Below are 13729 nucleotides of genomic sequence, written 5' to 3' on the forward strand. Positions count from 1 at the left end.
TGTGCCGAAAGTTGCACATGACAGGGAGGCTGGTACAGTCGCGCATGGCCCGGCCGTTTCCCGTCCAGCGATATGCGATCCTGCTCGTCGCGCTGCTGTTGGCGGTCGCGGTCGGTTGGGGGACGGGCACCGCGGTCGAACAAAGCGCACGTGCGCGGCTGGCGACGTCGGTCGCGGCCGATGCGCGCTTGCGCGCGGCGCTGCTGGCGAGCGAGATCGCCCGGTTCCGGCTCCTTCCGCTGGCACTGGCCGATGACCGCGACGTGGTCGCCGCGCTGGCCGGGGGGGCGGGGGCGACCGATGCGCTGGATCGCAAGCTCGAACGGCTGGCGGCGCTCACCGGGGCGGCCGCCATGTATGTCATCGCCCCGGATGGCCACGCGATCGCCGCCAGCAACTTCCGCAGCAGCCACAGCTTCGTCGCCAGCGACTATCGCTTCCGCCCGTATTTCCAGGATGCCCGACGCCGCGGGGAAGGCCGACAGTTCGCGCTGGGGACGGTCAGCAACCGCCCGGGGCTGTACCTCGCGCGGCGCACCGCGGCGGGCGGGGTGGTGGTGGTCAAGCTCGATTTCGCCGCGATCGAGCGACAATGGGCGGCCGCCGGGGGCGTGACCTATGTCACCGATCCCGCCGGATTGATCCTGATCGCGAGCCGCCCGGCGTGGCGGTTCGCGACGACCCGGCCGCTGTCCCCAGCATTGCGACAGCGTGCGCTGCGCGAGAGCGGTGCGGCGGCGCTGCGGGGCGTGCCGTTCCAGCGCGACGGCGCGGGGCTGATCCGCATCGCCGGCATCCCCGGCGCGTTGCTGGTCGAGCAGACCGCACCCGATTTCGCGGGCTGGCGGGTGACGCTGGCGCAATCGACGCGTCTCGCGGTCGACGACGTCGCGCGCGCGGTGGCGGCCGCGGCGGGCGTGCTGGCGCTGGCGCTGATCGGTCTGGCCTATGGCGCCTGGTCACGCGCGCGTCGCCGCGCCGAGCGCACCAGCCTGCTCGAAAGCGCGGTCGCCGACCGGACCGCCGCGCTCAGCCGCGAGATCGAGGAACGCGCCGCGCTCGAATCGCGGGCAGGCGCGCTGCGCGAGGCGTTGCGCCAGGCCAACCGGCTCGCGACGCTCGGACAGGTCACCGCCAGCGTTGCGCACGAGACCGCGCAACCGGTCGCCGCGATCCGCACCTATGCCGCGACCGGCGAGACCCTGCTCGACCGCGGTGCGACCGAGGAGGTCCGCGGCAACCTCCGGGCGATCGCCCGGCTGACCGAGCGGATCGGCGCAGTGACCGCCCAATTGCGCGGATTCGCGCGCAAGGCGAGCGGCGAGATCGGTCCGGTCGCGCTCACCGACGTCATCGAGGGGGCGCAACTGATCCTGCGCGACCACCTGTCGCGCGTGGCGGTGGACTGGCCGACGTTTCCGGCGGGCCTCGATGTCGTCGCAGGACGGATCCGGCTCGAGCAGGTCCTGGTCAACGTGCTGCAAAACGCGACCGAAGCGGTCGCGACGGTGGACGCGCCGCGGATCGTGGTGACGCTCGACCGACGCGCGGACACGGTCGTGCTCCAGATCCGCGACAACGGGCCTGGCATCGCGCCTGACATCGCGGATCGGCTCTTCACGCCGTTCGCCACCAGTCGGGCGGCGGGACTCGGGCTCGGGCTGGTGATCGCCAAGGACATCATGGAGGATCTCGGCGGGCATCTCCGCCTGGTGCCGGGGGGCGGGGGCGCCTGTTTCGAGATCCTGCTGCGGCGCGCGCCATGACAAGCACGCCGCCCCGCGTCGCGCTGATCGAGGATGACGAGGACCTGCGCGTCTCGACCACGCAGTTGCTGGCGCTCGCCGGGTTCGCGGTCGATGCCTATCCCGCCGCCGCGCCCGCGCTCGCGGCGATCACGCCGGATTTTGCAGGCGTGGTCGTCACCGACGTCCGGTTGCCGCTGCTGTCGGGGACCGAGCTGTTCCATCTGCTGCGCACGCGCGACCCGACGTTGCCGGTGATCCTGATCACCGGACACGGGGATGTCGCGATGGCGGTCGACTCGCTGAAGGCGGGGGCATGGGATTTCCTGACCAAGCCGTTCGATCCCGACGTGCTGGTCGCCGCCGTCACCCGCGCGGCGACGGCGCGGGCGCTCGAACTCGAGAACCGGAAGCTGCGTGCCGCCGCACTCGCGGAGGCCGACGATGGGCTGATCGGTCAGTCGCCCGCGATCGAACGGCTGCGCGCGATGATCCCGACGCTCGCGGACGCCGACATCGACCTGCTGATCGAGGGCGAGACGGGGACCGGCAAGGCGCTGCTCGCGCGAAGGATCCACGCGGCGGGCAAGCGGCGGCGGCATCGCCTGCTCGGGGTGGCGTGCGCGGCCTATCCCGATGCGCTGCTCGACGGCGACCTGTTCGCGCGGGTCGGCAGCGGCAGCGTCGTCGCGGCGAGCCGGGGGACGCTGCTGCTCGACGATCTCGACCAGGCGTCGCGCGCGTTGCAGGCCCGGCTGACCGCGCTGGTCGAGGCACGCGCGCTGGTTACGCCCGGCGCGCGCGACACGATCCCGATCGACCTGCGCGTGATCGCGACGGCGGCGGAGGAAGGCGCCCGCGGCGAGGATGCGATCGCGCCCGCGCTGCTCTACCGGATCGCGGCGGTGCGGCTGCGGATCCCGCCGCTGCGCGAACGGCGCGAGGATATCGTGCCGCTGTTCGCGCATTTCGTCGGCGAGTCCGCCGCACGGCTGGGCCAGCCGCTGCCGGCGATGAGCGGCGCGGCGCAACATCATCTCGCGACGCACGACTGGCCCGGCAATGTCCGCGAACTCGCGCATTTCGCGGAACGCTTCGTGCTTGGGCTCGATGCGGCGGTGGCCGCGCCGGACGACCGGCCGCAGAGCCTGCCCGCGCGGCTCGATGCATTCGAACGCGCCGCGATCATTGCGGCCATGGGGGCTGCGAACGGCGAGGTCGGCGCCGCGATCGAACAGCTCGGTATCCCGCGCAAGACCTTCTATTACCGCGTGAAACGGCTGGGAATCGCGCTCGGTCCGTTGAAGCGGGCGGGGTAACGGGACGGGCGTGCGTCAGCCGACGCTGCGTTCGCCATGTTCGAGCATCGCCGGGATCACCAGATCCTCTTCATCCGCCAGATGCCGCGCGAGCAACGCCATCAGCCGGTTGGTGGAGACGGCATAGTCGTCGCTCGCGCTCCGCACCGAATCCGCGCCGCGGGGTAGCGCCGCGACGACCAGCCGGGCATGCTCGAGCGCGGAGAGCAGCGCCCCGTGGATCAGCTGATGGTCGTTCTCCAGCAAGTCGAAACCGGTCTGCATTCGCGGATCGAGCGCCCGGAACTTGGGGAAATAGGCCGCGTCCTCGATCTGGTGATGCCCTTCGAGATGCTGCAGGAAATGGTTGAAGCGCGGGACGAACGTCCGCTGGAACGTGGTCGCGTCGAGGGTGCCCTCGCGAAACGCCTCGGTGATCTTCTGCAACTGCCCGCCCTGTTCGCGCAGACTTGCGTGGACCCGCAGCCAGAAGTCGGCAAGCTCCCCGAAATTATGATGCTCCCGCCACGTCGGCGAGGGGTAGGTTTTGCGCAGATACGCGATCGTGTCGGGGATTCCGAGCCTGTTGGCGAGCAACCAGGCGTCTAGATCTTCTGCCATGCCCGGAGCCTTGGCGACGCGGTATGCACAACGCAACACCTGATCGCCCTTTCCATTGCTGCAGGTGGCTGCTCTACTTGCGCAATGACCCTGCTCCGCACCCTCGCCGCGCTCACCGTTTCCTCCGCGATCGCGCTGACGCCGCTCGCCGCGCAATCGACCTATGACTCGGTCGACCCGATGATCGGCACGGGAGGCGAGGGACATACCTTCCCGGGCGCGGTCGCGCCGTTCGGGATGGTGCAGCTCAGCCCGGATACCGACACCGGTCACGTCATCCGCGATGCGTACAAATGGGCGGCGGGTTATCGCTATTCGGACCCGACGATCGAAGGCTTCTCGCACACGCACTTTTCGGGCGCGGGACATTCCGACCTTGGCGATTTCCTCGTCATGCCGGTCGCAGGCGACACGGTCCCGCTCGAACCGGGCGATGCGGCGAAACCGGGGTCGGGCTATCGTTCGCGCTTCGACCATCGCAGCGAAGCGGCGTCCCCCGGCTATTATGCGGTAACGCTGACCGATCCCGGCGTTCGCGCGGAAATGACCGCGGGGACGCGCGTCGGGGTGCACCGCTACGCTTTCCCGGCGGGCAAGGCGGCGCATCTGGTGATCGACCTGCGTTCGTCGCTGTACAATTATTCGGGCAAGATCCTGTGGTCGTCGCTCCGCCTGCTGCCCGACGGAACGCTCGTCGGTGCGCGGCAGACGCGCGGCTGGGCGCCCGACCGGCAGCTGTTCTTCGCGATGCGCTTCTCGGCGCCGCTGACCGGCCACGGCTTCGTCAGCACCGAGCAGAACGTGCCGTACAAGGGCTTCCAGGGCCCCGGCCGCGACAGCGACGCGGTGGCCGAGCGGCTCGGCCGCGCGCTGGTCGCCAGGCTGGATTTCGGCCGGCTCGCGCGCCCGCTGGAGGTGCGCGTGGCCATCTCCTCGGTCGATGAAGCGGGCGCGATCGCCAATCTCGCCAGCGAGACGGGTGGTTTCGACGCGATCCGCGCGAAGACGGTCGCGGCGTGGCACAAGGCGCTCGACGTGCTGACACTGGAAGCACCCGCGCCGATGCGCCGCAACGTCGCGACCGCGCTGTACCACAGCCTGCTCGCGCCGTCGGTCGCAGGGGATGTCGACGGGCGCTACCGCGGGCCCGACAATCAGGTGCATCTCGCGAAAGGCTACACCTTCCGCTCGACCTTCTCGCTGTGGGATACGTTCCGCGCCGAGCATCCGCTGCTGACGCTGGTCCAGCCGCCCGCGACGACGAGCGAGATCGTCCGCTCGCTGATCGCGAGCCGCGAGGACAGCCCGTACGGGATCCTGCCGGTCTGGCAGTTCCAGGGGCGCGAGACCTGGACAATGATCGGTTATCACGCCGCCCCGGTGATCGCCGACGCCTATCTCAAGGGGATCCGCGGGTTCGACCCCAAGGCCGCGCTCGACGCGATGGTCGCGAGCGCGACCTATGCGCCGTACGGCGGGCTCGGCGATTACATGAAGCTCGGCTACGTCCCGATCGATCGCGAGCCAGAGGCCGCCTCCAAAACGGTCGAATATGCGTATGACGACTGGACCATCGCGCGCATGGCGGCGGCGATGGGGCGGTCGGACGTTGCCGTAACGTTCGGCAAGCGCGCCGCGAACTGGCGCAACAGCTTCGACCCCAGGACCGGCTTCGTCCGCGCGCGCAAGAGCGACGGCGCGTTCCGCGTGCCCTTCGACCCGACCGCGATCAATTACGGGTCGGACTATACCGAGGGCAATGCGTGGCAATACAGCTGGTTCGTGCCGCAGGACCAGGCAGCGCTGACGGTCGCGCTGGGGGGCGACCAGGCGACCGTCGCCAAGCTCGACGCGATGTTCGATTACGACAATTCCAAGCTCGACTATAGCCATGCCGAGGATATCGCCGGGCTGATCGGCCAGTACATCCACGGCAACGAGCCGAGCCATCACGTCGCCTATCTCTACAGCTATGCCGGCGCGCCGTGGCGGACGCAGGCGCGGCTGAAGCAGATCGTGGAAAGCCAGTATCATCCCACGCCCGACGGCCTCGCGGGAAATGACGACCTCGGGCAGATGTCGGCGTGGCTCGTCTTTACCGCGCTGGGCTTCTATCCGGTGACGCCGGGGAGCCTCGAATATGTCATCGGCCGCCCGTTCGTCGATCGCGCCGTGCTCGCGCTTCCCAATGGCAAGCGGTTGACGATCAGCACCGAAGGGCTGGATGCGGCGCATCCGTACGTCGGTGGCGTCACGCTGAACGGCGCAGCGGTGACCAAGGCGTATTTGCGCCACGACCAGATCGTGGCGGGCGGCACGCTGCACTTCCGGATGCAGGCCACGCCCGACAAGGCCTGGGCCACCGGCGCGGCGGACCGACCGTTCTCGACGAGCACGCCGCGCTAACCGATACTCCCGAGCGCCCTGACCCTTGCGCGTGCGTGAATCTCGTTCTGGGAGAGGACGACGGTTGCCGGTCGCACGCGCTCGATCACCGATCGGACGAACGGGCGGATCGACGGATTGGTCAGCAGGCAGGGGATCTCGCCTTCGCCCGCCAGCCCGTCGAACGTCTCGCGCACCGCCGCGATGAACCCCTGCAGCGCCGAAGGCGCCATCGCCAGCTGGCGGTCGTCCCCTTGGCCGACGATGCTTTCGGCAAAGGCGGTGTCCCAATCGGCCGACAGGGTGACGATCGGGATCGCGCCGTCCAGCGCCTGTTGCGCCGAGATTTGCCGGGCAAGCCGGGCGCGGACGTGTTCGGTCATCTGCGTCAGGTTGGCGGTGATCGGCGCGGCCTCGGCAATGCCTTCGAGGATGGTCGGGATGTCGCGGATCGACACGCCTTCCGACAGCAGGTTCTGCAGGATCCGCTGGACGCCCGATACGGAGATTCGCGCGGGAACGATCTCGGCGACCAGCTTGGCCGAATCCGGATGGATTTCGCCGAGCAGCTTTTGCACTTCGGTATAGCTCAGCAGGTCGGCGATGCTGCCCTTGACCAGTTCGGTCAGGTGCGTGGTGATGATGGTCCCCGCATCCACCACGGTCAGCCCGCGGAACCCCGCCTCCTCGCGCAGGTCGCGGTCGATCCACAGGGCGGGGAGATTGAACACTGGTTCGCGCGTCGCTTCGCCGGGAATCCCGACCTGCCCCCCGCCCGGGTTGATGACCAGCAAGCGGTCGAGCCGGATTTCACCGCGCGCCGCCTCGGTTTCCTTGATGGTGACGAGATATTCGTCGGGCTTGAGCGCGAGATTGTCGATGATCCGGACCGCCGGGAGGACGAAGCCGAATTCGGTCGCCATCTGCCGCCGCAACGCCCGGACCTGGTCGTCCAGCCGTGGTTCGCGCGTCGCATCGTTGATGATCGGGAGCAGGCCATACCCCACCGTGTTGATGTTGGTGATGTTGTCGGCAACGGCGGCCATGGCGGCGGACTCGGCGCTGAGGCCCGAAACACCAGCGTACAGGGCAGAATAAAGGCTCAACCGGGGTCTCCCACGTCTAACGCGCCGGACCGTGTCCGGGCATATCGCAAGCATCATAGAGGATCGCCGCGCGCGCGGACGCCGCTGCACCAAAAGGGGGATGGCACCGGCAAATCTTGCCGCATGCGCCCGGCAGCCCGCGCGCACGCCTATAAGATCGGGACCTCTCAGGAAGGATTGCGCGATGCGCTGCTTTGCCTTGCACGACGGCGAAACGATGATCGTCAATGGCGCGATCCTGCGCGTGCCGGTGGCCGCCCAGGTCATCGTCGAGAACGAGGCCACGATCCTGCGGGGTGCGGCGATCATGCCTGCCGAGCTCGCGGTCACCCCCGCCCGCCGCCTGTATTACGCGTGCCTGCAGGCCTATGTCGGCCAGGACGTCGAGGGCAATCGGGCGCAGATCCTTGTGGATCTCGGCGCGTTGCTCGCCAGCCGGCCGGACGATGCCGCGCGTGCCGCCGGCGTCCGCTTCGCCAACGCCGTCGCGGTGTGCGACTATGTCGGTGCCCTTGCCGAATGCCGCGGGCTGATCCGGCAGGAAGGCGTGCCCGTCCGCGCGGATGCCGCGATGCTCGCGGCCTGACGGGACATGCATTCGCTTGCCTCTTCCGCCCGCACGCTGGCTGCGGTGTCGCCCTATCGGCGCTACGGCCGCGTCGTGTCGGTGCAGGGCGCATTGATCGAAATCGACGGCCTTTCGGGAGCAGCGCAGATCGGATCGCGGATCGCGATCGAGACGACGAGCGGTCCGGTCGCTGCGGAAGTCACCGGGATCAATGAAGGACGAGCGCAATGTCTGCCGTTCAGCGATCCGCACGGGTTGATGTCCGGGACGCCGGCGTGGCTCGAGGACGGGGCGTTCGCGGTCCGTCCGTCGCTGCGCTGGCTCGGGCGAATGGTGGACGGGCTCGGCCGGCCGATCGATGCGCTCGGCACCTTGCCCAACGGCCCCGACCCACAGGCGATCAAGGCGCCGCCGCCGCCCGCGGCGGCACGGGCGCGGGTCGGCGCACGGATCGATACCGGGGTCCGCGCGCTCGATCTGTTCGTACCGCTCTGCAGCGGGCAGCGGCTCGGGCTGTTCGCGGGATCGGGGGTCGGCAAGTCGGTGCTGCTGTCGATGCTCGCGCGCTGGACCGCGTGCGATGTCGCGGTCATCGGGCTGATCGGCGAACGCGGCCGCGAGGTCCAGGAATTCGTGACAGACGATCTCGGTGCCGAGGGCCTGGCGCGCAGCGTGGTGGTCGTCGCGACGTCCGACGAACCGGCGTTGATCCGGCGGCAGGCGGCGTGGACGACGCTCGCGATCGCCGAGCATTTCCGGGACCGCAGGCTGAACGTCCTGTGCCTGATGGATTCGGTGACGCGCTTTGCCATGGCGCAGCGCGAGATCGGCCTGGCCAATGGCGAGCCGCCCGCCACGCGCGGCTATACCCCGACCGTCTTCGCCGAATTGCCACGGTTGCTGGAGCGCGCCGGGCCGGGGCTGCCGGGGCAGGGGACCATTACCGGGGTGTTCACCGTGCTGGTCGATGGCGACGATCACAACGAGCCGGTTGCCGATGCCGTCCGGGGAATCCTCGACGGACACGTGGTGATCACGCGAAAGATCGCCGAACGGGGCCGCTATCCGGCGATCGACCTGCTCAAGTCGGTATCGCGCATGTTGCCGCAGTGCCTTTCGGGCGACCATAATCGGATCCGGATCGCCGCGCGCCAACTGTTGGCGACGCACGGCGACATGGAAGAGATCGTGCGGCTGGGCGCCTATGCCACGGGCGCCAATCCCGAGGTGGATCGCGCGATCCGCATCGCGCCGCAGATCGAGGCCCTGCTGACCCAGACGAAGCAGGATCGCGGGGACGCGGCGGAGGCGTTCGCGGCCATCGCGCAGTTGTTGGAGGAGTGAGATGCAAACGCCGTATGATGCCGCGCTGCGCGCGCTCGACCGGGAAATGGACGCGCTGACGCAAGTGATTGCAGCGTCTTCGTCGCGGTTGGCGGAGGCGCGCCTGCTCCATCTCGCGCTGAGCGAGAAGATCGCCGCGGAAGCGCGGCTTGCGGCTGGCAACTGTCTGCTGCTGTCCGATTCCTATCTGGCGCGCGCGCGCGACGAGCGCGAACGGCGCGCGGCGGAGGCTGACGCAGCCGAAGTCGAGCTCGACCTGCTCCGCCACCGGGCTGCACGCCAATATGCCACGATCCGGGCGGTGGAGTCGGCGGCCGATGTGTTTCGCAATGAAGTGCGGCTGGCCGAGGACCGGGAGCAGCAGGCGCTGGTCGACGACATGTCGGCCGCGCGTTTTGTCCGATTGCACAGCGCGAAGCGCCCGCAAGAGCGATGACGCCCGTCAGCGATGCGGCGCGCCTGACGCCGACCCAGCGTGCCAACCTGATCGAAGCGGCGGCCCATGCGCAGGTGTCCGACCAATTGTGGCGCGCGGCGCTCGGTACCGGCGGTTCCCCGTCCCCCTCCACCGCCGATACGCTGTCGGGTCCGGCGGCGCCGACTGCGGTCGATCCGATGTCCGGCTATGCGGACCGGATCGACCTGACGCATCTGATCGCGCTGTTCGATGCGCGGCACGGCAACACGCCACAGGCATCGCTCGACGATCTGGCCGTCGGTGATGGCGCGGTCTGCCCGCCGGGATCGGTGGATGGCGCGATGCATAATCTCGGCCCCAATGTCGTTCATGCGACAGCGCTGCGCGCCGCGGCGGCGCGTTCCGGCATCCCCGACACGGCGCTGGCGGCGATCGTCCAGGCTGAGGCGGCGAAGGATTCGAGTGGGCGGTGGAATTGCTTCTCGCGCAATCCGCGGTCGAGCGCGGCCGGACTGGGGCAGTTTCTCGGTCGTACCTGGCAATCGATCGCCGAAAAGCCCGGGTCATGGCTCAACGGCGTCGCGCGCGCGCGTGGCTGGCTCGATGAACGGGGGCGGGTTCGCCCGGAGTCGCGCGCGCCATTGCTCGCGCTGCGATACGACGCTCCGGCGGCGATCCAGACGATCGCGGATTACGCGCGCAGCAACCTCGACACGCTGCATCGCGCCGGTGTGCCCGTCGGGAATGATTCCGCAGCCATCGCACGATCGGCCTATCTCGGGCATCACCTGGGACCGGGGGATCTCGTGCGTTTCCTGAAGGGCGGCCTGGCCGAGTCCCACGCACATGCGCTGCTGACGGCACAGATCGGCAGCAGCAGTGCCAGCCGCGCGATCGCGGCGAGCGGGGACGCCAGCGCGGCGCACCGCGCCTGGCTGACCGCCTATGTGACCCGCAACGTGCAGCCGCAGCGCTTCGCTTGAGGGGCGCAGCTGCATTCATCCTATAGAATGGTTAACGACCCGGTACCCACCGTAAATCGCCCATTACCATTGGTTTAGTAGTCGACGAACAGTTCGACCTCGGGGTTTTACGTATAGGATATTTATAATCCCATTTAACCCCGGTGGGCATGGTTGGCGCAACGGGAACAGCAACGGTGCTGCTCCCGACAGCCCCTGGGGGAGCTCATGTCGAAGACCACCATTGCCCTGGAAGCCGCCGTCGCCGACGTCATCGCCAACCGCCCGGCGCCTGGCGCGACGCCGACGACGCGACAGCGGATCCTCGCCGATCGCGCCTTCGCCGCGGTCCTCAAGATCATCGCGCCGCGGATCCGGCATTTCATCCGTCAATATGGGCTTACCGCCCATTGGGACGATGCCGAACAATGCTGTGCGATCGGCGTGCACCGCGCCATCGAGGCGTATGACCCGACCCGCGCGCAATTCACCACTTTCGTCAACTGGCAGCTGCGCGGCGAACTGCAGAGCCTGCGCTTCCGGCTGATGACGGACCAGCGTCAGTCCGCGCGCCGGGTCGAGGCGACCACGGTGTCGCTGCACGCCGCCACGATCGGGCCCGATGGCGAACCCACTTCGCTCGAGGCGATGATCGAGGACGAAGCCGCGCTCGACCGTACCGAAGCGGGGGTCGATGGCATGATGGCGGACGACCTGCGGACCGCGCTGCTCGACGCTTATGTCGCGCAATTGCGCCAGGTTGGCGTCGACCAGCTGAAGCGCAAGGCGCGCAGCGTCCGTTCGGTCCAGTCCGAGACGACGTCACTGCCGCGGTTCCGCGCGAAGCCGGTGACGCCGGATGCGAGCGACCTTGCCGAACTGGAGTCGCGGATCGCAACCCAGCGCGCGTTGGTCGAGCGCCGCCTGCGCGACGATCCGATGCCGGCCGAGGATGTCGACACATGCCCGATCGAGCGCGAACGCGCCCGCCAGGTGGCCAAGCGCGCCGCTCGCGTTGTTGCCGAGATCGCGACGTCGGACCCGCGCTTCGCGGGCTTTGCCGACCGTCGCAAACCGCACCCGCGCCGGCGCAAGACCGACCACGGTGCGGCCGACACCACGATCCTGCCCGATACGCATGCGCCCCATAATGCATTGGCACGCGTGATCGTGCTCGACCCGGCAGCGGTCGAGGCGATCGACGGAACCGATGCGATCGACCGGACCCTGGATGGGATGCGTGGCGAACCCGTGCGGTACGGTTTTGGCGCGATCAGCAGCGATCGGCTGCAGTGATGCGCACTGCGTCGCTCTCCAGCCCGACCGCGCGTGCCGACGAGCCGTTCGATCCCTTGGCCTCCACGCTCGTCCCGTTCAGCGATACGCTGATGGATACCGTCGCCACCAACTTCTGCTGCGCGATCGGGTCGCTGTTGGAGCGCGACGATCCGGCGCACGGCACGGTGTTGATCGCTTCGGCCGCGGAATTCGGCAGCCCCGGCATCCACCTGCGGTGTTGGGACCGGAAGTTGTGCGCGACGGACCTCGTGCTCGATACCAACCGTCGCCGGGATCGCCAGATCGTGCGGACGTCGAAGCTCTTGTTCGATCTGCTGCGCGCGCGCTGGCCGGAACGCGCCCGGCCAGCGCGGATCGGGATCCTGAGCGATGGTACGGGGATTGCGATCACGCCGGAGGACCTGTGGCCGATGGACCCGGGCTGGATCGACCGACGGCTGGCCGACCCGCGGGGCCTGATTGCGCTGAAACGGTTCTCGCCGGACGGTGGGCTCGCCCTGCTGCGAGCGCCACGCCGAGCGCCCCAACGATGCCATTGACCCCCGGAATGGAGGATTTACCCTCCTCCGGTGCCAGCCTATGCTCTGGATGGGGTATGTCCGGTCGACAGGCCCGGGAACAAGGTAGATGAGCTTGGTCGACGCCGACGATATTCCGCCTTTGCCAAATGCTCTGACCGTCGACCCGTTCCGCGCCGTGGTGTTCCCGAACCGAGTACGCGAAGCGCGACAGCGCGCCGGTTTTTCCCGGCTGCTGCCCTTCTCGAGCCGTATCCCGGACATCCCTTACATCCGGCTATCGAAGATCGAGCGCGGCGAGGTCGTCCCGCGCGCGCATGAGCTGGGCAGAATTGCCGACACGCTTGGAATTCAGGCGGAAGACCTGCTGCTGGACCTCGATGCGCCGCAGTTCTCGATCGATCGCTGGGCCGCTCCCTTTGCCGATCGGCGGGCGGTGGATGTTCCCGAAGAAGTCTTCGCGCTGTCGCTGGCGGCGGCGATCCGGTTGCGGCGCCAAGCCGATCGCACGCTGACGATCGCCGCGATCGAGCGGACTTACGGCATCGCCCCGGTTACGCTGTCACGCATCGAGAATGCGCAGCGACCGTTCGCCCGCTGGAACGCGACGACTCAGGCCGCGATCTGCCAGATGCTCGAGGTGCCGGACGAAGCTGCACTGCGCCGAAAGCTTTCGATACAGGCCGCGGACGGCACGCTCCACGCGATGGTGGTGGCGATGCAGAATCCGGCGTTGCGCGGCCAGCGCATGCGCGAGCGGATGGTGGCGCTGCGCGCCGAGATCGCCAACCTGCGTAGCGGAACGGTCAGTGCGGTGGCGCCGGACGGGCAGGGCGGGCGGCGTCTCCCGGTCTTCGGCACGCCGCTCGGCAACGGGCTGATCGCGCGAACCCCTACCGGGATCATGATCCTGGAAATCGGCGACGCGGGATCGCGGGCGTTCGGGTTGCGCGCCTGTCGCCCGACGCTGGGCGGCGGATTGCCCGGCAATGCGATCGTTATCGTCGACCCCGATCGGTACCCGGTCGCGGGAGGGCTCGCGGTCGTGGACGAAACCGCCACGCTCGGGCAGGACGATGCTGCGGAAGAAACGCAAGTGACGGCGCTCCGGATCGTTGCGGTGACGGTCGATCGTGACGGACGCATGTTCGGCTACAGTACGTCCCCGCCGGTCGAGATCGCGTTCGACCAGCGACCGTCGGATCACCTCGGCGCCATCGTCGCCGCGACCTTCATGTAGCACAGTCTTAACCATCGGCGGATACGGTGGGTGTGGCGGCTCTTGCGTTTCGCGGTCCGTCGTCGCTTATTGTCGCAAATGGTAACTCTGTTGTTGCAGGAGGAAAGTGCCAAAGTCAGCGGAAGTGCGCCCTGCAACAGACCCGGTCCGTCGAACGAGCCGTATCGCCTGCTTGGTGGTCTGCATCGCCAGTACTGTTACCGTTCTTCTGGGTTGGGCGCTTCG

General features: G+C 68.6%; 12 protein-coding genes. 10 read left to right on the forward strand and 2 right to left on the reverse strand.

From position 1 onward, the window contains the following. Positions 1–44: 44 nt before the first annotated feature. Both L8G49_RS08745 and L8G49_RS08750 read left to right on the forward strand, forming a co-directional pair. Complete coding sequence (locus L8G49_RS08745) at positions 45–1766, forward strand: ATP-binding protein (protein ID WP_242184330.1); 1722 nt, start codon at positions 45–47, stop codon at positions 1764–1766. After that, positions 1763–3064, forward strand: coding sequence for a sigma-54 dependent transcriptional regulator (locus L8G49_RS08750; RefSeq protein ID WP_242184341.1), 1302 nt, complete (start codon positions 1763–1765; stop codon positions 3062–3064). Before L8G49_RS08745 ends, L8G49_RS08750 begins: the two co-directional genes overlap by 4 nt. Before the next feature lie 15 nt (positions 3065–3079). Here L8G49_RS08750 and L8G49_RS08755 read toward each other — a convergent pair whose 3' ends face one another. After that, on the reverse strand, positions 3080–3664 hold the full coding sequence (locus tag L8G49_RS08755) for a hemerythrin domain-containing protein (protein ID WP_242184343.1): 585 nt from the start codon (positions 3662–3664) through the stop codon (positions 3080–3082). Between the two features lie 84 nt (positions 3665–3748). Between L8G49_RS08755 and L8G49_RS08760 the strand changes: the two genes are divergently transcribed. Next, positions 3749–6070 (forward strand): GH92 family glycosyl hydrolase, encoded by a 2322-nt coding sequence (locus tag L8G49_RS08760; protein ID WP_242184363.1) that lies wholly within the window; start codon positions 3749–3751, stop codon positions 6068–6070. Here L8G49_RS08760 and L8G49_RS08765 read toward each other — a convergent pair. Next, positions 6067–7422, reverse strand: a complete 1356-nt coding sequence (locus L8G49_RS08765) for an FHIPEP family type III secretion protein (protein ID WP_347272048.1) — start codon at positions 7420–7422, stop codon at positions 6067–6069. The two genes, L8G49_RS08760 and L8G49_RS08765, sit on opposite strands and share 4 nt — an antisense overlap. On the opposite strand from L8G49_RS08765, the gene L8G49_RS08770 reads away from it, so the two are divergent. The 7 genes from L8G49_RS08770 to L8G49_RS08800 all read left to right on the forward strand — a co-directional run bounded on the left by L8G49_RS08770 (position 7340) and on the right by L8G49_RS08800 (position 13504). Further along, positions 7340–7741: a flagellar biosynthesis repressor FlbT gene (locus tag L8G49_RS08770; RefSeq protein WP_242184371.1), complete on the forward strand. Its 402-nt coding sequence runs from the start codon at positions 7340–7342 to the stop codon at positions 7739–7741. The two genes, L8G49_RS08765 and L8G49_RS08770, sit on opposite strands and share 83 nt — an antisense overlap. Positions 7742–7747: 6 nt before the next feature. Continuing rightward, positions 7748–9067: a flagellar protein export ATPase FliI gene (fliI, locus tag L8G49_RS08775; RefSeq protein ID WP_242184374.1), complete on the forward strand. Its 1320-nt coding sequence runs from the start codon at positions 7748–7750 to the stop codon at positions 9065–9067. Between the two features lies 1 nt (position 9068). After that, complete coding sequence (locus L8G49_RS08780) at positions 9069–9503, forward strand: hypothetical protein (RefSeq protein ID WP_242184376.1); 435 nt, start codon at positions 9069–9071, stop codon at positions 9501–9503. Next, complete coding sequence (locus tag L8G49_RS08785; protein ID WP_242184378.1) at positions 9500–10468, forward strand: peptidoglycan-binding protein; 969 nt, start codon at positions 9500–9502, stop codon at positions 10466–10468. Before L8G49_RS08780 ends, L8G49_RS08785 begins: the two co-directional genes overlap by 4 nt. 207 nt (positions 10469–10675) lie before the next feature. Beyond that, entirely contained in the window at positions 10676–11743 is a 1068-nt protein-coding gene (locus L8G49_RS08790) for a sigma-70 family RNA polymerase sigma factor (protein WP_242184380.1), read from the forward strand. Continuing rightward, the gene (locus L8G49_RS08795; protein ID WP_242184390.1) at positions 11740–12285 is read left to right on the forward strand and encodes a hypothetical protein; all 546 of its coding nucleotides are present in this window, start codon (positions 11740–11742) and stop codon (positions 12283–12285) included. The genes L8G49_RS08790 and L8G49_RS08795 overlap by 4 nt, the downstream gene beginning before the upstream one ends. Before the next feature lie 88 nt (positions 12286–12373). Beyond that, positions 12374–13504 (forward strand): helix-turn-helix transcriptional regulator, encoded by a 1131-nt coding sequence (locus L8G49_RS08800; RefSeq protein ID WP_242184391.1) that lies wholly within the window; start codon positions 12374–12376, stop codon positions 13502–13504. Positions 13505–13729: the final 225 nt, after the last annotated feature.

This window comes from Sphingomonas sp. CARO-RG-8B-R24-01 (assembly GCF_022662295.1).
Classification (GTDB): domain Bacteria; phylum Pseudomonadota; class Alphaproteobacteria; order Sphingomonadales; family Sphingomonadaceae; genus Sphingomonas.